The sequence below is a fragment of the Roseovarius sp. THAF8 genome (assembly GCF_009363735.1).
In the GTDB taxonomy this organism is placed as follows: domain Bacteria; phylum Pseudomonadota; class Alphaproteobacteria; order Rhodobacterales; family Rhodobacteraceae; genus Roseovarius.
Genome location: NZ_CP045410.1, coordinates 2,442,558 through 2,465,080, shown reverse-complemented (window position 1 = coordinate 2,465,080; position 22,523 = coordinate 2,442,558). Strand labels below are relative to the sequence as shown.

18 protein-coding genes, 1 tRNA gene and 4 pseudogenes are annotated in these 22,523 nt (G+C 61.5%); 13 read left to right on the top strand and 10 right to left on the bottom strand.

The annotated features are described in order from the left end of the window. Positions 1–17 precede the first annotated feature (17 nt). The 4 genes from FIU85_RS12055 to mdoH all read left to right on the top strand — a co-directional run bounded on the left by FIU85_RS12055 (position 18) and on the right by mdoH (position 6,137). A complete protein-coding gene (locus FIU85_RS12055) occupies positions 18–1,385 on the top strand; it encodes a tetratricopeptide repeat protein (RefSeq protein ID WP_152497053.1) in 1,368 nt (455 codons plus the stop codon). A 158-nt stretch (positions 1,386–1,543) separates the two neighbouring features. Continuing rightward, the gene (locus FIU85_RS12050) at positions 1,544–2,740 is read left to right on the top strand and encodes an OpgC family protein (protein ID WP_254702890.1); all 1,197 of its coding nucleotides are present in this window, start codon (positions 1,544–1,546) and stop codon (positions 2,738–2,740) included. Beyond that, positions 2,737–4,269: a glucan biosynthesis protein gene (locus FIU85_RS12045; RefSeq protein ID WP_152497052.1), complete on the top strand. Its 1,533-nt coding sequence runs from the start codon at positions 2,737–2,739 to the stop codon at positions 4,267–4,269. The genes FIU85_RS12050 and FIU85_RS12045 overlap by 4 nt, the downstream gene beginning before the upstream one ends. A gap of 17 nt (positions 4,270–4,286) precedes the next feature. Then, positions 4,287–6,137 carry a glucans biosynthesis glucosyltransferase MdoH gene (gene mdoH, locus FIU85_RS12040; protein WP_254702889.1) on the top strand — a complete coding sequence of 617 codons (1,851 nt, stop codon included), beginning with the start codon at positions 4,287–4,289 and terminating at the stop codon, positions 6,135–6,137. Positions 6,138–6,143: 6 nt separating this feature from the next. Here the strand turns inward: mdoH and FIU85_RS12035 are convergent, their stop codons facing one another. Then, positions 6,144–6,638, bottom strand: coding sequence for a rhodanese-like domain-containing protein (locus FIU85_RS12035; RefSeq protein ID WP_254702888.1), 495 nt, complete (start codon positions 6,636–6,638; stop codon positions 6,144–6,146). Between the two features lie 54 nt (positions 6,639–6,692). Next, positions 6,693–7,457, bottom strand: coding sequence for a hydroxypyruvate isomerase family protein (locus FIU85_RS12030; RefSeq protein WP_152497050.1), 765 nt, complete (start codon positions 7,455–7,457; stop codon positions 6,693–6,695). Between the two features lie 86 nt (positions 7,458–7,543). Here FIU85_RS12030 and FIU85_RS12025 point away from each other — a divergent pair, with 86 nt between their 5' ends. The 5 genes and pseudogenes from FIU85_RS12025 to FIU85_RS22350 form a co-directional block, all read left to right on the top strand. Beyond that, on the top strand, positions 7,544–8,584 hold the full coding sequence (locus tag FIU85_RS12025) for a zinc-dependent alcohol dehydrogenase family protein (protein ID WP_152498241.1): 1,041 nt from the start codon (positions 7,544–7,546) through the stop codon (positions 8,582–8,584). 210 nt (positions 8,585–8,794) lie between these two features. Continuing rightward, the gene (locus tag FIU85_RS12020; protein ID WP_152497049.1) at positions 8,795–9,328 is read left to right on the top strand and encodes a TRAP transporter small permease subunit; all 534 of its coding nucleotides are present in this window, start codon (positions 8,795–8,797) and stop codon (positions 9,326–9,328) included. Beyond that, positions 9,325–10,650 carry a TRAP transporter large permease subunit gene (locus tag FIU85_RS12015; RefSeq protein ID WP_172978877.1) on the top strand — a complete coding sequence of 442 codons (1,326 nt, stop codon included), beginning with the start codon at positions 9,325–9,327 and terminating at the stop codon, positions 10,648–10,650. Before FIU85_RS12020 ends, FIU85_RS12015 begins: the two co-directional genes overlap by 4 nt. A 26-nt stretch (positions 10,651–10,676) precedes the next feature. Next, complete coding sequence (dctP, locus tag FIU85_RS12010) at positions 10,677–11,762, top strand: TRAP transporter substrate-binding protein DctP (RefSeq protein ID WP_152494182.1); 1,086 nt, start codon at positions 10,677–10,679, stop codon at positions 11,760–11,762. 257 nt (positions 11,763–12,019) lie between these two features. Further along, positions 12,020–12,154: pseudogene (locus FIU85_RS22350) on the top strand (IS3 family transposase); the annotation flags it as partial. 91 nt (positions 12,155–12,245) lie between these two features. Here FIU85_RS22350 and FIU85_RS22345 read toward each other — a convergent pair. After that, a pseudogene (locus tag FIU85_RS22345) lies at positions 12,246–13,066 on the bottom strand (DDE-type integrase/transposase/recombinase); the annotation flags it as partial. Positions 13,067–13,319: 253 nt separating this feature from the next. On the opposite strand from FIU85_RS22345, the pseudogene FIU85_RS11985 reads away from it, so the two are divergent. Beyond that, positions 13,320–14,158, top strand: a pseudogene (locus FIU85_RS11985) (IS3 family transposase); the annotation flags it as partial. 139 nt (positions 14,159–14,297) lie between these two features. Here FIU85_RS11985 and FIU85_RS22340 read toward each other — a convergent pair. Next, positions 14,298–14,402 (bottom strand): hypothetical protein, encoded by a 105-nt coding sequence (locus FIU85_RS22340; RefSeq protein WP_254703055.1) that lies wholly within the window; start codon positions 14,400–14,402, stop codon positions 14,298–14,300. A gap of 168 nt (positions 14,403–14,570) precedes the next feature. On the opposite strand from FIU85_RS22340, the gene FIU85_RS11975 reads away from it, so the two are divergent. Beyond that, positions 14,571–15,722: an HPP family protein gene (locus FIU85_RS11975; RefSeq protein WP_152494187.1), complete on the top strand. Its 1,152-nt coding sequence runs from the start codon at positions 14,571–14,573 to the stop codon at positions 15,720–15,722. Between the two features lie 300 nt (positions 15,723–16,022). Here FIU85_RS11975 and FIU85_RS22335 read toward each other — a convergent pair. Next, positions 16,023–16,472 (bottom strand): annotated as a pseudogene (locus FIU85_RS22335) (siderophore-interacting protein). Between the two features lie 245 nt (positions 16,473–16,717). Between FIU85_RS22335 and FIU85_RS11960 the strand changes: the two are divergent. Beyond that, positions 16,718–17,140 carry a site-specific integrase gene (locus tag FIU85_RS11960; RefSeq protein ID WP_254702887.1) on the top strand — a complete coding sequence of 141 codons (423 nt, stop codon included), beginning with the start codon at positions 16,718–16,720 and terminating at the stop codon, positions 17,138–17,140. Between the two features lie 71 nt (positions 17,141–17,211). Here the strand turns inward: FIU85_RS11960 and FIU85_RS11955 are convergent. The 3 genes from FIU85_RS11955 to FIU85_RS11945 form a co-directional block, all read right to left on the bottom strand. Continuing rightward, positions 17,212–17,288 (bottom strand) — tRNA-Pro (locus FIU85_RS11955). Between the two features lie 124 nt (positions 17,289–17,412). Then, positions 17,413–18,519, bottom strand: a complete 1,107-nt coding sequence (leuB, locus tag FIU85_RS11950; RefSeq protein ID WP_152494189.1) for a 3-isopropylmalate dehydrogenase — start codon at positions 18,517–18,519, stop codon at positions 17,413–17,415. Between the two features lie 58 nt (positions 18,520–18,577). Beyond that, positions 18,578–19,474 (bottom strand): LysR family transcriptional regulator, encoded by an 897-nt coding sequence (locus tag FIU85_RS11945; protein ID WP_152497043.1) that lies wholly within the window; start codon positions 19,472–19,474, stop codon positions 18,578–18,580. A gap of 96 nt (positions 19,475–19,570) precedes the next feature. Here FIU85_RS11945 and FIU85_RS11940 point away from each other — a divergent pair, with 96 nt between their 5' ends. After that, positions 19,571–20,500, top strand: a complete 930-nt coding sequence (locus FIU85_RS11940; RefSeq protein ID WP_152497042.1) for an epimerase — start codon at positions 19,571–19,573, stop codon at positions 20,498–20,500. On the opposite strand, the gene FIU85_RS11935 is transcribed toward FIU85_RS11940, so the two are convergent. Both FIU85_RS11935 and FIU85_RS11930 read right to left on the bottom strand, forming a co-directional pair. Further along, on the bottom strand, positions 20,464–21,420 hold the full coding sequence (locus FIU85_RS11935; RefSeq protein ID WP_172978754.1) for an endonuclease/exonuclease/phosphatase family protein: 957 nt from the start codon (positions 21,418–21,420) through the stop codon (positions 20,464–20,466). The two genes, FIU85_RS11940 and FIU85_RS11935, sit on opposite strands and share 37 nt — an antisense overlap. 104 nt (positions 21,421–21,524) lie before the next feature. Further along, positions 21,525–22,358, bottom strand: a complete 834-nt coding sequence (locus FIU85_RS11930) for a hypothetical protein (RefSeq protein ID WP_152494193.1) — start codon at positions 22,356–22,358, stop codon at positions 21,525–21,527. Between the last annotated feature and the right edge of the window lie 165 nt (positions 22,359–22,523).

Genomic DNA, 22,523 nt, shown 5'->3' with positions numbered 1-22,523 from the left:
CAACAACGGAAGTGGCAATGAAATTCGATATCTTCGGAACTCCGACCAGCCTGATTAACGAAAAGGCGTTGCTCGCGTGGAACGACACGATGCTGGGCTTCCTCGCCCATGCCGCCGTGACGCCCGAACACCTTGGGAAGGTTCTGGAGGTCGAGCCAGGCTTTGCGCACGCCCACGCGCTGAAAGGTCTGTTCTACGTTCTGTTGGGCCGGCGGGAAATGCTTGAAACCGCGACGGACAGCTACGTGACCGCACGGGGCGAGCTTGCCCAGAACGACGCCACCGCCCGGGAGCGCAAGTATGTCGATGCGCTGGGCGCCTGGCTGGACGGCAGCCCCAGTGGCGCTGTGGCGCTTTTCGAAGATATCCTGCAGACCCATCCCCAGGACGCCTTGGCGATGAAACTCAGCCACGCGGTGCGCTTCGTACTTGGCGACGCCGCCGGGATGCGGCGCTCGATCGAGCGGGTCTTGCCCGCCTACGGCACCGACCATGCCGCCCGGGGTTACCTGCTGGGCTGTCATGCCTTCGCGCTTGAGGAAACCGGCGACTACGAAAAGGCCGAGATCGCGGGACGACAGGCGCTCTGGATGGCGCCGGACGACGCCTGGGGCCTGCACGCGGTGGCCCATGTTCACGATATGACTGCGAATTCCCGAAAAGGGCTCGACTGGTTGACGGGGCGCGAGGCTGCCTGGTCGCATTGCAACAACTTTCGGTACCATGTGTGGTGGCACAAGGCCTTGATGCATCTCGACCTCGGGCAGTTGGATACGGTGCTCGATCTCTATGACACCCAGATACGCAACGATCAGACGGACGATTACCGCGACATCTCGAATGCGACGTCTCTGTTGATGCGGTTGGAACTGGAAGGCGTGAATGTCGGCGACAGGTGGGAAGAGCTGTCCGATATCTGCGCGACCCGGACAGAGGATGGCTGCCTGATTTTCGCCGATCTGCATTACCTGATGGCCCTGACCGGCGACAGGAAACCCGACGCAACCGCACGCCTGGTGCAACGTATCGCGAAGGACGCCAAGTCGAATTGCGAGATGGGCAGCCGCATGAGCGACCCGGGCATGGCCGCGGCACAGGGGCTTGAGGCTTTCGGCGAGGCGCGGTTCGACGAGGCGTTTGCCAATCTCGCCCAGGCCCGCGACGGGATGCACCGCGCCGGAGGCAGCCATGCCCAGCGCGACGTGTTCGAACGCATGACAATAGATGCCGGAATCCGCGCCGGGTACTTGGATCAGGCGGAAGCAATCCTAGATGATCGTCAATCCAAGCGCGCGGGGCGCGAAGACGGATACGCCGCCAACCGTCGCGCGCTTATCGCGTCAGGCCGAACTGCGTATGACTCAACCTCCGTACCGGCCGAATAGACCAAAATCGATTCCCGGATCAGAACAGAAAGACCAAAGCCATGGCGGCAATTTCGCCATCATCCGATTATCAAGAAACTGTCGAGGCCCCAGCTGTCAGTGCGACACCTGCGGCCACGGTGCGTGACCCGCGGCTGGACTTCTTCCGCGGCATAGCGATGTTCATCATCCTTCTGGCGCACACCCCTGGCAACCTTTGGACAAAGTGGATCCCGGCACGCTGGGGGTTTTCCGACGCGACCGAGATGTTCGTGTTCTGCTCTGGTATGGCGTCGGCCATCGCCTTCGGCAAATTGTTCCAGACCAAGGGGCTGGCGCTGGGAAGCGCCCGGATCGCCTTTCGCGTCTGGCAGGTCTACTGGGCCCACATAGGTCTTTTCTTCGTCGTCCTGACCTGCATGTTGGCGCTGCCGTATCTGGGCTTTACCCTGCGCGACTACGTAAGTCAGCTGAACCTGCCGCCGTTCCTGGACAACATCGAAGGCAACATGATCGGCCTCATGACGCTGACCTATGTGCCCAACTACTTCGACATCCTGCCGATGTACCTCGCAATCCTTGCGATGATCCCGTTCATGATGGCCCTGTCGCGTCTGCACCCGATGGCAGTTCTGGGCGCAAGCGTCCTGATCTGGTGCACCGCGAATGTCGAGATGCTCGAGCTTTTCAGCGACACGGATGTCACGCCGCTGCAACTTCCCGCACAGCTCTGGTTTCCGGAGGGCCAGGATGAACGCCCGTGGTTCTTCAACCCGTTCGGCTGGCAGCTGTGTTTCTTCACCGGGTTTGCCTTGATGATCGGCTGGTTGCCGCGCCCGCCGGTCAACATGACCCTGATCGGCATCGCGCTTGCGTATGTGCTTTTTTCCTTCGTCTTTTCATCCGTCGGGATGCGCGCCTACGACTGGCAGCCGGCCTGGTGGGCGGATACGATCCGCAGTTGGCAATGGGATACTTACCGCGACTTCGGCGTCCTGCGCAGCAAGACGGAGTTCGGCTTGTTTCGCTATCTGCACATGCTTGCGCTTGGCTATCTGGGATGGGTCGCCGTCGGCGAAGGCGGCAAGTACCTGCGGGTCGGTCAGGTTTGGTCCTGGGTGGTCAACAACATCATCATGAAGGTCGGCCAGCAATCGCTTGCCGTGTTCGTGTTCTCGATGCTGCTCGCCCGGTTCCTGGGGGTGTGGCTCGACGAGACGTCGACGCTGGACGGAGATGATCTTGTCCGCAACCCCTGGACCAATGCGTTCATCAATCTGGTTGGTTTCGGCTTGCTCGTTGCCTGCGCCTACACGGCGGCGTGGTTCAAGTCGACGCCGTGGAAACCCCGCAAACCCACAAGGTCGCCGATATGAACCGACTTCTCTCGTTTTCGCGTCGCCAGCTTCTGGGCGGAGTTGCGGCGTCGGCCCTGTGGCCCGTCGCGGCACGTCAAGCTGCCGCCACCGACGAACCCGTGCCATTCAGCCGCGAGATGGTGATCGAGCTGGCGCGCCAGAGGTCGCAGCAGGATTACACACCGCGTGAAACGGTGCCCGAGGATTGGCGCGCCCTGACCTACGATCAGTATCGCGACATCCGCTTTCCCCGCGACCATGCGCTCTGGGCGGACACGGGTCGGTCCTACAACATAGATTTCTTCGCGCCGGGCCTTTATTTCCCGCGCGCCGTCAAGGTCTTCACGGTCGAAGACGGTATGGCGCACCCGGTGCCGTTCGACCTTGCGATGTTCGACAAGGGCGAGCTGGTGCCGGACCTGACCAAGACGGGCGAAAGCCTGGGGTTTTCCGGCATCCGCCTGCGCACCGACTTGGGGCACCCCGAGTACAAGACCGAGTTCTGCGTCTTTCAGGGCGCCAGCTACTTCCGAGCCATCGGCATCGGGCAGACCTACGGATTGTCCGGTCGTGGCCTGGCGGTGAACACGGCCGACCCCGAAGGCGAGGAATTCCCCGAGTTCATCCAGTTCTGGCTGGAAGCGCCCGGACCGGACCAGGCAAACATGGTCGTACATGCGCTGATGGACAGCCCCAGCGTGTCGGGCGCCTATCGTTTCGATATCACGCCCGGACCGGCCAGCGTGATGGAAGTCGAGGCCACGCTTTTTCCGCGTGTCGAATTGAACAATGTCGGCGTTGGGCCGTTGACGTCCATGTTCCTCTACGACCAGACCAACCGCAGCCGCTTTGACGATTTCCGCCCCGCCGTGCACGACACCGACGGGCTGCTGATGCTGAACGGCAATGGAGAGATGATCTGGCGGCCCCTCGCCAACCCCTTGCAGCTTCAGGTGTCCAGCTTCGGCGACACGAACCCGCGCGGTTTCGGGCTGATGCAGAGGGCGCGCAAGCTGTCCGATTTCGCGGACCTCGAAGCGCTTTACCACAACAGGCCCGGTCTTTGGGTCGAACCGAAGGGCGACTGGGGGCCCGGTGCCGTCACCCTGGTAGAGATCCCGACCGAAGAAGAGATCTACGACAACATCGTGGCCTATTGGCGGCCTGCAAATCCGATGACGGCAGGGTCGCAGGTTGACCTGGCCTATCGGTTGACCTGGAGCGCCGACGCCCCGGTGCATCGCGATCTTCCAAGGGTTCTGAATACCGCGATGGGTAAGCGGGCCTTCGCCGAAGGCCGCGTCGTCGTCATTGATTTCGAGGACAGCCCCCTATTTGACGAAGGACCGGATGCGATCGACGTTCATACGTTTTCACCGCATGTCGAGGTCAGTGAGGGCGTTCTGCAACGCAACCCGTCGACAGGCGGGCTTCGCCTCGCGTTCAACTTCGAACCGGGCGAACGGCGGCACGTCGAGTTGCGCGCTCAATTGCGCAAGGACGGGCAAAACGCCTCCGAAGTGTGGCTTTACAGGTGGACTGCATAATGAACGATCTTCGGATAATGCCGCCGCGTGCGCCCCTGGAGATGCCTGAACAGGACCTTGACGCGATCTATGCCGACCCCAAGGCGCCCCCCGCCCAGCCCGGGGAAAACGTTACGCTGTGGCGCTGCGTCGTCTTCATACCCGCGATTTTCGCGACAATCGGATTTATCTGGATCATGTGGGACTGGCTCGGAGATGCCGGTCTGACGCTGATCGAAGCGACGCTTCTGGGCCTCATGTCGTTCAATGTCTTTTGGCTTTGCCTGACGGTGACGACCGTGACGCTGGGCCTGGGGTCCCTGACCCAGGCGCTGAAGCGACCGGGCCATCCCCGGCCGCTCAAGGTTGCGCTGTTGATGCCGATCTACAACGAGGTGCCGTGGTACGTTCTGGGCAACGCGCGGTCCATGCTTGAAGAGTTGCGCGCGCGCGGCGGCCCGCACGACTTTGCCATGTTCATCCTCAGCGACACGCGCGACGACGCGATTGCCGAGGCGGAACAGGACAGTATCCGCGCGTTGCAGGCCACGCTGTCGCCGGGGCTGAAGATTTACTACCGGCGCAGGGCTGAAAACACTGATCGTAAGGTCGGCAACATCACGGACTGGGTGCAGAACTGGGGCGCGGACTGGCCCGCGATGCTGGTTCTCGACGCGGACAGCCTGATGTCCGGTCGCGCCATCGGTCGGCTGACCGACGCGTTGGCGCAAGATCCCGGCGCAGGATTGATCCAAAGCTGTCCGCAGCTTATCGGCGCCAACACCGTGTTTTCCCGGATGCAGCAATTCGCCAATGGCGTGTACGGAACCGCCCTCGCCGAAGGCCTGGCGCGCTGGACCGGGCAGGAAGGCAACTACTGGGGTCATAACGCGATCATTCGAACCGAGGCCTTTGCGGCCAGCGCGGGCTTGCCGCATCTGCGGTCCTTCACCGGGCGCGATCAACTGATCATGAGCCATGATTTCGTCGAGGCGGGCCTGCTGCGCCGCGCCGGCTGGGGCGTGCGGGTGCTGCCGCGCATCCGTGGTTCGTACGAGGAAACTCCTCCGACGCTGATCGACCATATCCAGCGCGACCGCCGCTGGTGCCAGGGCAACCTGCAACACTTGCGCCTCTTGTCTACGCGCGGGCTGCGCACCGCCTCGCGCTTTCACATGTTCCATGGCGCGATGAGCTATCTCGCCTCGCCGATCTGGTTCGCTCTGTTGGTCATGTGGGCTTTGATGGGGCAAGGCGGCGACAAGTCCGTGCTGACCTATTTCCGCCCCGACAACCCGCTGATGCCGACCTGGCCCGAGATGACCGAGGCGCGGCACGTGCTGATCATCGCGCTGATGTACTCACTCCTGCTGGCGCCCAAGCTTTTGGGGATTCTCGTGGTACCTTTGACCCGCTCGCGCTTCGCCGAGTATGGCGGCACCTGGCGCTTCGCCCTGTCGTTCCTCTCGGAACTGGCGCTTTCGGTGGCCTATGCCCCGATCCTTATGGTGCAGCAGATGATCGCCGTGTTCCGTACCGTCTTCGGCCTGCAAAGCGGGTGGAGCCCACAGCAACGCGAAGGCGGTCGCTATGGTCTTGGTACTCTGGTGATCTGCCATGCCCTGGAAACGGTCAGCGGTGTACTTCTGGTGGCGGGCATGGCGGCCGGTGTGGTGTCGCTCTGGCTGCTTCCGATCGCCGTCAGCCTCTTGCTTGCAGTGCCGCTTTCGGCGCTGAGTGGCGTGTCGCTGAAAGGTCTAGTGTCCAAGTGGATGGGCACAAAGGAACTGTGGCGCGAACCGCCGATCACGCAGGCGGCGCGGCATTACCGCGCGGAACTGAAACTGGCGCTGGAGGGCAAGGCATCGAGTCAACAGGCCGCGGAATAGCGCGGCTTACCCGTCGTAGCTCGTGACCGGAAGTCCGCTGGCAATCCAACCGGGCCCGGCGCGGGAGCCGAGCATACCTTCCGGCACGTTCACGATATTCGTGTAACCTGCATTCACCAGGGCGCTTGCCAACCTGGCGGACCGCACACCGCGTGCACAGATCAAGGCGATCGGCGCGTGTTTCCGCGCGCCCGTCAAACGGTCGAGAGCTGCAATAAAATCGCTGCGGCGCATGTCAATCGGGTGCGCGCCCTGCCCGACGCCGGTCTGACGCCATTCCTCGGGCGTGCGAATGTCGACCAGAACGACATCTCCGGCCCGTGCCGCTTCGAAGGCGTCTCGTACGGAAAGCTCCGACCCGTCGAAGCGCTGATGTGACGCAACGCGGTATCCCGCGCCGACAGCGGCCGCCGTAATCAGGCCCGCGCCAATGACGGTCCGTCGCGACATGGTCCGCTTGGGCGTTCCGGGCATCATTTCATCCTCGCTGATTGCATCCATAATACGCCGCGTTCTGTCACCTGTCATGGGCGAGCCGCCTGGTATGATGAGATGTTACAGCCCCTTGGTGCGGGCCAGCCAGCCAAGGGTCGCCTCCGTTTCGCCCTCCGGCTTGTATTCCGCGCCAAGCGGACGCTGCCAGCCCAGCGCATCTATCTCACGGAACAGCGCCGCGTAGTCGAGCGTGCCATGGTCAGGCGGGCCGCGGTCGGGCACCGCGGCCACTTGGATGTGTCCGACATGCTCGAGCACGTCGTTCAACTGCATCAGAACATCCTGTCCGAGCCTGCCCACGTGGTAGCAATCGAACATCATCCGGAGGTTCGGCGCGTGCACATCCGCAATCACACGCCGCGCGTGGTCCGGCGATTGAAGAAAATAGCCCGGGGCGTCGAACGGGTTGATCGGCTCGATCAGGATCATTCGGTCGCGTGCCCGATCACATGCATATTCCAGGTTGTCACGAAACGTCTTTTCCGCCGCCCGACCCTCTGCCGTGCCCGCCATGACATGAACGGACTCGGCGCCTGCGATCTCGGCGTAGTCCAGGGCCGCGTCGATCGCGTCGCGCGCCTCGGCCTCGCGGCCGGGAATGGCGGTTAGACCGAAATCGCCCTTCTCGTGGTCGCCGCGCGTTGTATTCAGCCCCAGGAGCGGCAACCCAGTGGCATCCAGCGCAGCACGCAGGCTCTTGGGCGGCGTCTCATGGGGCCAATGGCACTCGACCGCGTCGAACCCGGCCTTCGCCGCGGCATGAACCGCTCGCGGCAGGTCCAGACCCGTCCACAGGAACCCCAGGTTGGCGGAAAAACGTGGCATCGAAGATGTCTATATCGGCTGTTGCAGGCGAATGCGAGCTGCTAGACCGCGAGTATAGATCACTCCTGCGCAGAAGGGAAAACAGCATGAAAGCCGTGATGTTCGAGGCCTTCGGGGCGCGACCGGAAATCGTGACGGTTCCGGACCCGGAACCCGACGCGAAAGGCGTGGTGATCGAGGTCGGCGCAACCGGCGTCTGCCGCAGCGATTGGCACGGCTGGATGGGCCATGATCCCGATATCGTCCTGCCGCATGTGCCCGGCCATGAACTTGCAGGGCGCGTCGCCGCCACCGGGCCTGACGTCACCCGCTGGAAGGTAGGAGACCGGGTGACTGTTCCCTTCGTCGGCGGTTGCGGCGCTTGCCCCGAATGCCATGCGGGCCACCAGCAGGTCTGCCACCAACAGTTCCAGCCGGGGTTCACTCATTGGGGCTCGTTCGCTCAGTACGTTGCCATTGCCCAGGCCGATCTGAACCTCGTCGCCCTGCCCGATACCCTGTCCTTCGAGACCGCGGCGAGCCTGGGATGCCGTTTCGCGACAGCCTTTCGCGCGGTCGTCGACCAGGGACGCACGCGTGCGGGCGAATGGGTTGCGGTGCATGGATGCGGCGGCGTCGGGCTGTCCGCATTGATGATCGCGCGCGCGATCGGCGCGCAAACCGTTGCCATCGACATTTCGGACGAGAAACTGTCGCAGGCCAAGGCTTGCGGCGCGACCCACACCGTCAATGCCACCAAGGTTCAGGATGTGGTGAGCGCCGTCCGCGACATCAGCGGCGGCGGCGCGCATGTTTCGCTCGACGCGCTCGGCCATCCCACGACCTTCTTCAACTCCGTCATGAACCTGAGGAAGCGCGGACGGCACGTGCAGGTCGGGTTGCTTCTGGCGGATCAGGCCACGCCCGCCGCCCCCATGGCCCGGGTCATCGGCGACGAGCTGGAAATCCTGGGCAGTCACGGCATGCAGGCACACCGCTATGACGCGATGCTGGCAATGATCCAATCGGGCGTCTTGAACCCGGAAAAACTGATCGGCGATCTCATCACGCTCGAAGCCTCCATCGATGCCCTCACGGAAATGGACAGCTTTCCCGGCGTCGGCGCCACGGTGATCACTGAATTCTGATCTCTGCCCGCCGCGGCCGGCGCCCCTCGACAGGCGCGACTCCCCAGGTGACAACCTGTGCGCCTTGCTGGCCAAAGCCATTGCGGCGCAAGGCCAATAAGATTTTTGAAGTGAAAACATGATCTTATATAACTTGACGCGATTGCTTGCACTTCTATGTGGTTTATCCGATGGTCTGACCCGACACGGGGATCATGGTTTCCAGGCACCATGACATTCGCGGATCACTCGGGAGGAGACAATTCTGTGTTCTTGGTGCGTGCCATTGATAGCTTGAATGAAATCGTCGGGAGGATCGTTTCGGTTCTGGCCATCGTCTTCGCCGCAATCATCATCTACGACGTGGTTTTGCGCTACGTGTTCAGCGAACCGACCCGCTGGGCCTTCGATGTCTCGAAACAGTTGTTCGGCTTCTACTTCGTTCTGCTTGGGGGCTACGCCTTGCGGCACAACGCGCATGTCCGGGTCGATATCCTGACGGAACGGTTTGGCCACGGTGCGCAACGCATCATCAGCCTTGTGGGCTACGTTGTCTTTTTCTTCCCGTTCGCCTGGGTCTTTCTGACCCGCTCGTGGGAGTTTGCGATGCGCTCTTTCGCGCAGGGAGAAGTTACATATGGCGCCATCCAGATGCCGGTTTATCCGCTGAAGCTGGCGATGTGCGCAGCGGCAGGCCTCTTGTTGCTGCAGGGCATCTCGGAAGTCCTCAAGATCATGTTCGACCGGCAGGAGGGCCATCAATGAATCCCGAGTACATCGCGGTATTGATGTTCGGCCTGCTGCTGGCGGGCCTGTTCCTTGGTCATCCTCTGGCTTTCGTACTGGGCGGGACGGCCGTGCTGACTGCGATCATAGCCGGCAAGCCCATGGTTCTGGGCATCGTCATCAACCGCATTTTCGGTGATGTCCTGGACAACTACACGCTTATCGCCATTCCGCTGTTCGTCCTGATGGCTCGGTTTCTTTCGGATTCCGGCGTGACGGACCGAATGTTCGAAACCCTGCGCCTGCTGCTCAGCCAGGTCCGGGGCGGGCTTGCCTTGGCGGTCGTTTTCATCTCGATTCTTCTGGCCGCCACGACGGGCATCATCGGGGCCTCGATCACGGTGATGGGCGTCATGGCCCTGCGTCCGATGCTTCAATACGGCTATGCGCCTTCGCTGACAGCCGGGGTTATTGCCGCCTCGGGCTGTCTCGGCATCCTCATTCCGCCGTCTATCATGCTCATCCTCATGGCCAGCTATTCGCCCCTTTCCGTTGGCGAGCTGTTCGCAGGCTCCATGGTTCCCGGGGTCCTTCTCGGGCTGAGCTATGCGGTCTACGTCTATATCATTTCCGTCCTACGACCGGATCTCGCCCCGGCGGTAGAGTCCGACGAGAAGGTCGAGCGCTCGACCCTTCTGCGGATGCTGCTGGTCGAGGCGCTGCCGCCTCTGGTCCTGATCTTCGGCATCCTCGGCTCGCTTCTGGCGGGGATCGCCACGGCGACCGAGGCGTCGGCAATCGGTGCCGCCCTGGCCCTTCTCATCGTGATCGCGCGGGGCCGGTTCCAGCTTGGCAGCTTCTACGGCGCGATGCTTGAAACCGGGCGTACCTCTGCAATGATCCTGTTCATCGTAGTCGGGGCGACGGCGTTCACCGGCGTCTTCAACATCACCGGCGGCTTGCGCGCGACGCAGGAGATCATTCGCACCCTCGACATGGAACCCTGGATGCTGATCACCATGATGATGGTGATCGTGTTCATCCTTGGCGCATTCCTCGACTGGACCGGGATCGTGCTTCTGTCCTTTCCGATCTTTCTGCCGATCATCCAGGAAATGCCCGATGTGAACCTGCTTTGGTTCGTCGTCCTGATGGCGGTCGTTCTGCAGACCTCGTTCCTGACCCCGCCATTCGGATATGCGCTGTTCTACCTCAGGGCCATTGCGCCACCGGAGCTTCGCACCGGCTCGATCATCAGCGGCGTCTTGCCGTTCATCGCCCTGATCGTCGTGATGTGCTTGCTGGTGGCCGTGTTCCCGGCACTGGTCACGTGGCTGCCCGACGTCATTTACACTCAGTAAACCAAACCATGGAAAAGGGAGATACCATGACTACCAAGGCATTCGCACTTGCGGCCGCAGTCGCGACGGCGCTGGCCGGACAGGCCACGGCGCAGGAAAACTGGACGATGACCACCACCTGGCCGTCCTCCCTGGAACTGATAGAGACCGACAAGCATTTTGTCGATCTCGCCAACAAGCTGACCCAAGGGGAACTGACGATCGAGTTCTTCGACGGCGGCGCGCTTGTGCCGTCGGGCGAGGTGTTCGGCGCGGTGGAATCGGGAACGATTCAGGCCGGCGCCGACTGGCCGGGCTACTGGGCGGGCCGCGATGCGGCATTCTCTCCGCTGGCCACCACGCCCAGCCTGTTCAACGCGGTGGACTACGTGAACTGGATCCAGCAATGGGGTGGCGCCGAGCTCTATAACGAGATCTACGGCCAGTTTAACATGGTCTACCTGCCCTACGGCGTGACCAACAACGAATCCGGCTTCCGTACCAACGAGCCGATCGTCACGCTGGAAGACCTGCAAGGCAAGCGTCTGCGGCTTTCCGGCCTCGAGCAGGGCAAACTGCTGGAGCGTCTGGGCGGCAACCAGGTTTCGATGGCCGGTGGCGAAATCTACCAGTCGCTCGAGCGCGGCGTGATCGACGGTGCTGAATTCTCGACACCCAACGTCGATTGGTCCGGCGGCTTTCAACAGGTGACCCAGTACTGGGCGACGCCCGGTTGGCACCAGTCTGCCTCGGTCTTCGGCGTGATGATCAACAAGTCGGCCTGGGACGCGCTTAGCCCCGAGACCCAGGAGAAACTGCAGATCGCGGCGGACGCCACCCTGCTGTGGTCGCTGGCCTTCACCGAAAAGCGTGCAACCGAAGCCTATGCCAAATTCGACGACGCGGTTGAGATCAACCGCTACGACGACGCGACCCTGGAGAAAGTCCAGGAGATGGCCAACGAGGTCATCGTCGAAACCGCGTGCGAGAACCCGAACTCGGCCAAGGTCTATCTCAGCATGGTCCAGTACCTGGAGGACTACGCCCAGTGGCGCGATGCCTCCGCGCCGTTCAACCTCGGGCGCACACCCAACGGTCCGGACGTGGCTGCACTGCAAGACTGCGCAGGCTGACCGCCTGAACCAGACTGAACGGAATGCCCGCTGCCCGGCGGGCATTCCCAGCGCTGCGAAGCGAGAGGTCGCGCCCGGCCTGCATCACTGGTCGCACAAAGGCCTCAACACCGTGCCGAAATCAGCCATCTGTCTAACGTCAGCCCCCACCGAACAGATTTAGGGGTTTGAGCAACGGAGGATTTCTGGTTAATCGAAGCCATTATGGCGCGAAGAGGAACAGGAAATCCGGAACATCGAAAGACGCCGCTGACAGGCTGGTCAGGGGCATCAAACGAAAGACCCGCAAGCAGTACTCGGCCGACGAGAAGATCAGGATCGTCTTGGCCGGTCTTCGGGGCGAAGATAGCATCGCCGTGCTTTGCCGCCGTGAGGGCATTGCCGAGAGTGTCCGTCGTCAGGCTGTTTCGGGCTTCGCGGGCCGTTTTTTAACGGAGGCTCTGGTTCGGTTGCTGTTTGAGTTTATGCAGCTGCGGCTTGGTGCTACAACCGTCGTTGTCGGATTGTCTGCTTCTTGATCTCCTCTCTCATCTTCAGGATCTTCGCGCCGCGACTGTGGTAGACGTCGGCTGGGGTCTGATTTGCCAGGCTCTCATGATAGCGGAGGTTGTTGTCGTGGTCGACGAAGGCGCCAATCTGGCGTTCCAGGTCGCCGGGTAGGACGTAGTTTTCCAGCAGAACCCGGTTCTTCATGGTCTGGTGCCAGCGCTTGATCTTGCCCTGCGTTTGGGGATGTTACGGGGCACCACGGACGTGATCCATGCCTTTCCCGTCGAGGTATTCTGCCAGTTCGGCCGCTACACAGGATGCGCCGTTATCGCTGAGCAGCCTCGGCTTGTACATCACGATCGCGTGGCTGCAACCCGAAGCGTCCAGCGCCAGTTACAGCGTGTCGGTCACGTCACCGGCCTTCATCGTCTTGCAGAGCTTCCAGGCGATGATGTAGCGGCTGTAGTCGTCGAGGATCGTACTGAGGTAAAACTAGCCCCAGCCGATCACCTCAAGATAGGTGAAGTCGGTCTGCCACATCTCGTTCGGCCGGCTGGTCTTGTCGCGGAACTCATCCATTGCCCGGCAGGCAATTGCAAAGCAATCTGCCGAGAGGGGGCAACCCGGATCACCACGTGAGCCGGGGCGGTGATCAGTTCTTCGGGGCCGAGGATGCGGTACACGGAAGATTCCGAGATGAAGCAGCGCTGCTCCTCGGTGTATTTGACCGCCAGTTTCCAGGGCGTCAGGTCTTCGTACTCCAGCGCAAAACCGACGACATCCTCGCGCACCTTGTCCGGGATGCGGTTCCAGACCGACCGCGCTGCGTGAGTCAACAAACACCCTTGCTGACCGAATATTTTCCGAGTAAAATAGTCAGAAATTCATGGTGCGCTATGACCTTAGCATTCAGCATCCCAAAAGATAATTGGCGTTTCACTAACGACTTCTCTTACAATCCTTGTAGGGAAATTTTCTTTGGTGGATACGATAAAGTTTACACTGACCTGCTCCTCTGAAAAGTCCTCGATTTAAGGTTAGCCTGTTCTCCAACGAAGGAGACAGATGATGAAGAGAAGCCGTTTCAGCGAAGAGCAGATCATAGGCATCCTGAAGGAGCACCAGGCTGGTTTCGGTGCGAAGGAGCTGTGTCGCAAGCACGGGATCAGCGACGCCACGTTCTACAAGTGGCGGTCGAGGTATGGCGGCATGGAGGTGTCTGACGCCCGGCGTCTGAAGGCATTGGAGGCTGAGAACGCGAAGCTGAAGAAGATGCTGGCGGAGCAGATGCTCGACGTTGCCACCCTGAAAGAGATGCTCGGAAAAAACTTCTGAAGCCCGGTTCGAGGAGGAATGCCGTGGACTGGGCTATGAAGACCAAGGGCTACAATCAGCGACGCGCCTGTGCGCTGGCCGGGATCGAACCGCGTGTGTATCGGCGCAAGACGAAGCGACCGCAGGACACAGAGCTGCGCGCTCGGATGAAGGAACTGGCTTCTGAACGGCGGCGGTTCGGGTATCGTCGGCTGCATATTCTGCTAAGGCGCGAAGGCTGGGAGCTCAATTGGAAGAAGCTCTATCGTGTCTACCGCGAAGAAGGGTTAACCGTTCGTAAACGGGGCGGTCGCAAGCGTGCGGTGGGCACCAGAACGCCGATGGCGATACCGCAGGGACCGAACCAGCGGTGGTCACTCGACTTCATGTCCGACGCGCTTGAGGACGGTCGCAGGTTCCGGGTGCTGAACGTCATTGACGACTTCACCCGGGAATGCCTGGCAGCTGTCGTCGACACATCAATCGGCGGTGCACGTGTCGCCCGCGAGCTGGACCGTATCGCAGAACTGCGCGGCTACCCTTGCATGGTGGTCAGCGACAACGGCACCGAGCTGACCTCGAATGCGATGCTGACCCGGATACCGGAATCGGCTTTGGCTACGTCTGCAATCACCTCTTTCAGCCTGATTCAAAAACACGTTCCATCATCGGGGAACGAGCCGCCCATCTCGCCAAGATTCTTTACGATTGCCTACCGTAACCTCAGGGAGTTCATTCAATGACCGAGGGGGCTGTTGCGCTAGTAGTTCCAGGGTGCATCTGTCCCTTCGCATCAATGGCGCGCCACAGATACCGCCACTTGCCACCGACGCGAATGTAGGTCTCATCTGCATGCCTATCGACGCTCGCACGGCGCTGGTGCTTCTCCGACAGAAACCTGTCGCGCGCAGTTGATCAATGCAACAGTCCCGTTCGGTCATTTGCTCTGTTGAACCTTTCGCCAAGCGGTGAAAGTTTGTGCGCAACTTGCCGGGAGGCGTGTCGTTGCACATTCTGAAATCACTTGGACCTGCGGTTGCGCATGTTTCCGGCATCGAGGCCTTTCGGGCAGGGCTTGGTGCCCTGATCGGGCTCGGGCTGACCGGACTGTTCGTGCTGTCGCCGACTGTCGACCTGGAACTGGGGCTGTACCTTGTCGCACCCTTCGGCGCCACATCCGTTCTGTTGTTCGCGGTCCCGAACAGCCCGCTCGCGCAACCCTGGTCCGCGATTGTCGGCAATACGATAGCCGCACTGGTCGGAGTCGCCGTTTGCCTATGGGTCGACGATCCCGCCTTGAGAGTCGGCCTTGCCGTGGGGTTGGCCGTAACCGCGACGATGCTGTGTCGCGCGGTCCATCCGCCGGCGGGTGCAGTGGCCATGACGGCGGCCCTGTCGCCCGATGCCACCGCGCATCTGGGGTTCTGGTTCGCGATTGCACCGATTGGCGTGGGTACCGTCGCGCTTGTGGTTCTTGCGACGGTCTATGCGCGTTTGACGGGGCGGCACTACCCCTTTCGTCAGTTCGATGATCCAAGCAGACACGGGACTGGCGACCGAAATCCGACCGAACGGCTGGGGCTGTCCGAGGAACAGCTGACAGAGATCCTGGAGCGCTACAGCCAGTCTTTCAACCTTGGCGTCGAGGACCTGGCGCGCCTGATCGGGGCAGCGGAGATGCAGGCCGCGGCACATCACTCCGTTCCGGTGACGGCGCAGGACATCATGTCCCGGGACCTTGCCACGATCCGCCCCGAAACGTCCCTGAGCGAAGTCGCAGACATTTTCCGGAGGCATCGATTCACTTCCCTTCCCGTCGTCGAACGGGATGCAAAGTTCCTGGGGGTCATTTTCCAGATCCATCTGATCCGCCAGGCAAGAGAGGATGCCTTGCGTTTTGACCGCGGATACGCTGCCGCCTTGCGGCGACTGCTGGACCGAAACCGCGAAAACCCGACAAGGGCCGGGGACATCATGAGTGTCGCCGGTCCCCGTGCGATGGCCGATACGCCAATCGGGGCGTTGCTGCCGATGATGGCCGATGGGGATACGGATGCCGTTCCGGTTCTGGAAAAAGACAAGATCATTGGCATCGTGACACGAACAGACCTTGTCGCGGCACTGGCTAGAAACGTGGCGCGAACAAACCCGAATTAGGTAGACGCGCGGCTGCCCAATTCGGTTGCGGCAAAAATACTTGCTCTACTCAATGTTCATGGTGGCTCAAAGCTGGCTGAACGCCGCGAGCGATCCGATGCGCATGTCGGCGGGCTCATCTCATGTAGCGTCGTTTGCTCGTGCGCATGTTACGAATGTCATTGATGTAACCCTTCGCGCGCCGACGAGACAGGTCGTCGGTTTCGGATTCAATGGCCCTAATTCACTGGCGAGTCCAAGTTTCTGGAGAGATCTTTATTAGGTAACTGGTCCTTGCCGCTCCATCCTTGCAACACTGGATCAGGCCTCCCAGCAATACGCGCAATATCCCTTGTCCGCATCAAGCCCGAGCGTGTGTCGAAACCTTGCTTTCGCATCTCGGACAAGGGCTTTTTCGGCGGCAACCCAGACGTAACGGTCGGGTCCCGGGGGCAAGGGCGCTTGCGACAGATGATCCCACAGCCTCTTCTGCCGCTGTCGCACGCATCAGGTCAGGGCGATTCCGTCGGGACGCGGCAGGTCGCAGATGTCGGCGTCCGTGCCCACCTCGAGAATGGCGTGACCTCGCCGGTCGGGTTCTGAGGTCTCGAGGATACGTCGGATCGCCGGAAGGGCCGTCTCGTCTCCGGCGATCAGAAGATGTCGCGCGCGCGGAAATCCACCGCTGCCGGGGCCGCTGATGCCGACGATATCGCCGGGACGCGCCGTCCGGGCCCAGCGTGTCGCACGCCCGCCCTCATGTTCGAACACGTCGAAGGTGACAGGCAGGAATCAAGGATGGCACGATCTGGACTCAGCTCGGCAAGCTGCGGACCTGTCTGAACTGGGCGGTCAAAACCGGGCTGATCGATAGGGCGCCCTACATCGAACGTCCCAGCAAGCCAGCCCCGAAGGAGAGGTATCTGACGCGCCGATAGACAGGCCAGTTACTATCGGTTGATTGTGCACCGCATACCAAGCTCGCTATACGGCTGGTGTTGTCGACGGCGGCAAGGGTGACCGCAGTTCTGGAGCTCACGTGGGATCGGGTCGACTTCGAGCGCGGTCAGATTAACCTTCGCACCGGCGAAGGTCAGCGGAAAGGTAGAGCTATCGTGCCCATGACTGAGAGCTTACGTGTGGCGCTCTTGGAAGCGCGTAATGCCGCGTTGTCGGACTACGTTGTGGAATGGGCAGGTGGCCCCGTGAAGTCCATCAAGAAGAGCTTCAAAGTAGCTGCAGGTGATGCTGGACTGTCCGAAGTATCACCACACGTGCTGCGCCACACGGCAGCAGTCCATATGGCAGAAGCAGGCATCCCAATGGACGAGATCGCTCAGTATCTGGGTCATTCGGACTCGCGGATCACTGCTTCTACCTACGCACGCTACAGCCCAGAGCACCTTCGCAAGGTCGCCAGTGCGTTAGAGTTCGGGTAGATATCAGGTTCAGTGAACCGAGGATCACTGTATTTAAAACAACAAAGGCGCCCACGGGCGCCTTTGTTCACTGGTCGGAGTGAGAGGATTCGAACCTCCGGCCCCTGCCTCCCGAAGACAGTGCTCTACCAGGCTGAGCTACACTCCGTCCGTGAGACAGCCGATTACATAAGCGCCCTTTCATTTGCAAGGACGGAATCACCCCACGGAGAAAAGTCGCGCCAGCCAGAGCGTCGCTTCAGCCTGGCTTTGCGCGAACCACACCCGACCGCCTAGAGACTATCGGACAGTGCCGAGACGATCGCGTCGCCCATTTCGCTGGTGGTGACGGGTTGAACCCCCTCTTCGCCCAGCAGGTCCGCCGTGCGCAGGCCGTCGGCCAGCACCTTCTCGACCGCCGTTTCAAGGCGCTTGGCCTCGTCCCCCTGGTCGAAGCTGTAGCGCAGCGCCATTGCGAAGCTGAGGATACACGCGATCGGATTGGCCTTGCCCTGCCCCGCGATATCCGGTGCCGAGCCGTGCACGGGCTCGTACAGCGCCTTGGGCCGTCCGTTGGCCATCGGCGCACCCAGGCTGGCTGAGGGCAACATGCCAAGGCTACCGGTCAGCATCGCGGCGGCATCCGACAGCATGTCGCCAAACAGGTTGTCGGTGACGATCACGTCGAATTGCTTGGGCCAGCGGCAGAGCTGCATCGCGCCGGCATCGGCGTACATGTGGGTCAGCTCGACATCGGGGTAATCCTCGTCATGCACCTTCTGAACCACTTCGCGCCACAGGATGCCCGATTCCATCACGTTGGCCTTTTCCATCGAGCAGACCTTGTTAGAGCGCCGCCGCGCCAGTTCAAAGGCCGAGCGTGCAACCCGGTCGATCTCGGACTCGGTGTAGCGCTGCGTATTGATGCCGACCCGCTCGTTGCCTTCCTGGATGATCCCCCGCGGCTCGCCGAAATAGATGCCGCTGGTCAGTTCGCGCACGATGACGATGTCGAGGCCCGCGACCACGTCGCGCTTGAGGCTCGAGAAATCCGCCAGCGCGTCGAAGCACTGCGCCGGGCGCAGGTTCGAGTACAGGTCCATCTCCTTGCGCAGACGCAGAAGGCCACGCTCCGGCTTGACCGAGAAATCGAGGTTGTCGTATTTCGGCCCGCCCACGGCGCCCAGCAGAACGGCGTCCACCTCCTGCGCCTTGGCCATCGTGTCGTCATGCAAAGGGCTGCCATGCTTGTCATAGGCCGCGCCGCCGACCAGATCCTCGCTCACGTCAAAGGCCATCCCGCGGTTGGACCCGAACCAGTCAATGACCTTGCGCACTTCGGTCATGACCTCGGGGCCGATCCCGTCGCCGGGCAGAATGAGAAGCGAGGGAGTGCTCATGCGGAATCCTTTCCAAATCCTGACTGTTGCCACCGCGTAGCCTGACGCGCGGGAAGGGTCAAGAAAGGTGGGGCTTCAATCCCTTGGCCAGCGCCTCCCAGACCACGGCGATACGGGGCGTGTGCCGAAGCGCCTGGTGGGTGGCGAGCCAGACCGGGAGGCTTGGCAGGTCGATGTCGAAATCCAGGTCCTCTACATCGTCGTGCAATGCGCCCAGCGCCTTCATCCCAAACCCGACGCCACATCCGGCGCGCACCATTTCCCAGCCGACCGTGTGGCTGTCGCAGCGAAAGGCGAACATATCGCGCGAGGCCGGCATGTTGCGCTCCTGCATGCCACGAATGATCTCCTCGTTCCGGTCGTACCCGATGACCGGGTGATCGAAGACGTCCGCGATCGTGCGCGGGCGCCCGGCCTTTCGCAGGTAGCTGCCCGAGGCGAAAAGACCGAGCGGGAAGTCCCCCAGATGCCGGGCAACAAGTTCGAGTTGCTCGGGCCGATACATCCGCACCGCGATATCGGCCTCGCGGAAAAGCAGGTTCTCGCTGCTGTCAGACGGCACGACGTCGATGCGGATTCCGGGATGATCTGCATGAAGCGCGGCAAGGATCGGCGGCAGAATGTAGACCGAAACCGTATCGCTCGCCGTAATCCGTACGGTCCCGGTTGCCTCGGTCTGCTGGCCGGCAGCGGTCAATTCGATCTCGATCATGGCGCGATGCATGTTCCGTGCGGGCTCCAGCAGGGATTGCCCGTTTGCCGTCAATTCCAGCCCTTTGGGTTTTCGATGAAACAGGACCTGGCCCAGCAGGTCCTCCAATTGACGGACCTGGCGGCCCAAGGTGGGCTGGCTCGTCCCCAAAAGGCGCCCGGCCGCCGAGAGCGATCCCTTTTCGGCCACCGCAAGGAAGGCCCGGACAAGCGACCAATCGATATCTGATATGCGACTTACCATTCACGAATGAATAGCGAATGCGCAAATTTTGGCAATTCCTATTCCTGGGTATTTATCTAACCTTGGGTCAATCCAAGCAGCACGAGGTGCGATCTGATGCAGAAGACCGTTCTTGTTCTCGGCGCCACCGGACGGTTCGGGCGTCACGCGGCCGAAGCGTTCTGGAACGCGGGCTGGACCGTGCGGCTGTTTGATCGCGCCCATGACGACCTGATGACGCAGGCGCAGGGCACCGATATCATCGTCGCCGCCTGGAACCCGCCCTATCATCTCTGGGAGCGGGAGCTTCCAAGTCTTCACGCGAGGATTCAGGCCGCCGCCCGTTCCAGCGGGGCTGCCGTGCTTCTTCCCGGGAACGTGTATGTCTACGGGCGCGACACCGCAAAACCATGGTCCGAAACGACGCGTCAGGCGCCTCCTACAGCGCTGGGGCGTATTCGCAAACAGGTCGAGCAAAGCTACCGCGACAGCGGCGTACAGACGATTCTTCTGCGTTCCGGGGATTTCCTCGACATCGAGCGTGACGGCGGATGGCTCGACAAGGTCTTGATGTCACGCACAAGCCGGGGTCAGCTGCTTTATCCGGGTGACTCGGACGCCTTGCACGCATGGGCCTTCCTGCCCGATCTGGCCCGCGCCGCGGAACAACTTGCCCGTCGCAAGACCAGTCTCGGCCAGTTCGAGGAGGTCGTATTCCCCGGCTACGCGATAACCGGCCATCAGTTCGCGCAGCACATATCGCAGGCTCTCCACTACGATATCAAGGTACACCGGATGAGCTGGCTTCCCCTGCGGTTGGCCGCGCCGTTCTGGCCGCTGGCGCGCGGGTTGCTCGAGATGCGATATCTCTGGGACCTGCCGCACAGCCTGCAATCCGAACGCCTCGCCGAACTATGTCCGGACTATCGGGATACACCCTTGGACGAGGCGCTCACCCAGGTCGTCGCGCCTTGGCGCAGAACAGCCCGACCTACACGATGCCGCTCGTGTCACTTCAGCAAGAGATCGACCCAGACAAGTCCGTGACGACTGGCGTCCTCCACGGACCCATTCGTAGCGTCAGTGACGATCCCCGCCTTCAGGACCTCCAGATCCGCCGAAGGCAAAACATAGCTGACCCTCAAAGACCCCGGATCGGGACCTGGCCAGTCCACCGTATCAAGTCGTGGGTCGCCGTCATGTCCGTTGCCCTGCGCCACACCGGCCGGTCGCATCGGCTTGGGGTCGACCATCCGGTCGTCTGCAAGTAACCGCCGGATCGCTGCTTTGCGTCCCGCCCCATCGACCGGGTCGAGATTGGCATCCCCTGCCAGCACGAAGGGCGGCTGGGGTCGGGCACCGAAAGCGCCATCGAGATATTTCAGCCAAAAGACAATTTCGTCATGATTGCGCCGCCCGTTGCGATCTTCCGGCCCGTCGAACACCGGCGGGCTGGCATGAAAGGTCAAGAGACGCAGCGTTTGGTCCTCGATCCGAACCGGCACGACCCAGTGTCCCACGGTCGAGAGGTGCTGAACCTTCTTTACACGATCCGGCAAGAGTGTCGTACCGTCCTCAAGTCGCAAAAGCGCTTCCGGCATGTCGCGCCACAGGATGTCACTGAAGTCGCGCACATCCTCGGCGACGACGGGAAACCGTGACAGAACCGCCATCCCGCCCTGCCCCGCGAATGTTCCGTAACCCTGCGCATCCCTATGCCGGCCCTTTCGTCCATCGCCATCGAGATCCAGTCCGGTCGTCATGCCCGTATTGGGCCGCAGCGCGAAAACATGCGGCAAATCGTGCCCGTGCGCCGAGATCCGCCGCACTAGGGCGCGTGCTGCAATCAGATCGTGGTCGTAGTCGATACCTTGCAACGCGATGACGTCCGGCGTTGCCCGTGCAATCAGCCGGGCCACGCTCTCGACCTGCGGGTCGTCCTCGGACAGGATATCGCGCAACAGCAATCCCGGGCCCTCGCGGGCGAGTTCGGTGTTGAACGTCGCGATACGAACGGTGGTTTCGGCCGCCGCGGGTGAGATCGCCGCAATCAGGGCCAGAAGCCCAGCGCTCAGGCGTTCTGCAACCCTTCCGCCTTTGCATAGACCCGGCGGCGCTTTTCCTCGATCAGCTCGGCCACGCGCATCAATGCGATACCACGCATGAGAATGCTTGCGGGAAGAAGAGCCCATACGGTCATCATCCAGATCAATGTTTGTTCGCTCTGAAACGACACCGGCTCGATCACCAGGGACGCCGCCTTCACGATTGCCGGAATCAAGAATGGCAGCAAAGCTCCTAACACAATGTTAAGACCCGAGTCGCGTCGCAGCCTGTCAACGATGTCGCCGCCGCGCGTCGGATCGAACAAGGGCAGGTTGACCCACACATTGAACGCGCCGTTGCGCATGGGCCATCCAAGAAGCCGCACCAAGATAACGAAGACCAGCACCATGACCAGTGACACGCTATAGGCCACGGCGGCCGCGATCCGCACGGAATTGGCAAGGTCCAGGCTGGCATCCGGCGGCAGCATCAGCACGACCAATCGCACCGGCGAGAACGGGAAATCCATCGCATTGCCGAGGGTCTGCGCGAAGTAGGTGAGGATCAGGGTGATCGGGCTGGGCTCGATCTTGCCGCGCGCGATCAACGAAAGCACCACCACGACAAGCGCCAGTGCGAGGAACTTCAAACGATTGAAGGGTGGAGCGAACCGGAATTCGACAATGCTCGGATAGCGGCCGAAATACTCGATGAAGGTGAGCAACGAGAACAGCAGCGCGATCACCACGACAATCTGTGCGGTGTCCGTCGCGACCGACGGCAGCACAAGCGCCGGTGTTGCCACCAGCAAGGCCACGAGTATTGCACGCGTCAGCGCGCTGATGATCTGCGAAACCACTGCCCGGTTCCCTTACAACTGGCCTGCCACGGTTCGATGCCGCGACATTGTTCCAATTCGGGTCCGTCGATTATGACGGCTTGCCTCATTCTTGCCCAATTTCTGCCTTCTTTCACCATCCGGCTCAAGACACCAGTTCGTTAGACTTAGAATTTTCGGCGATTT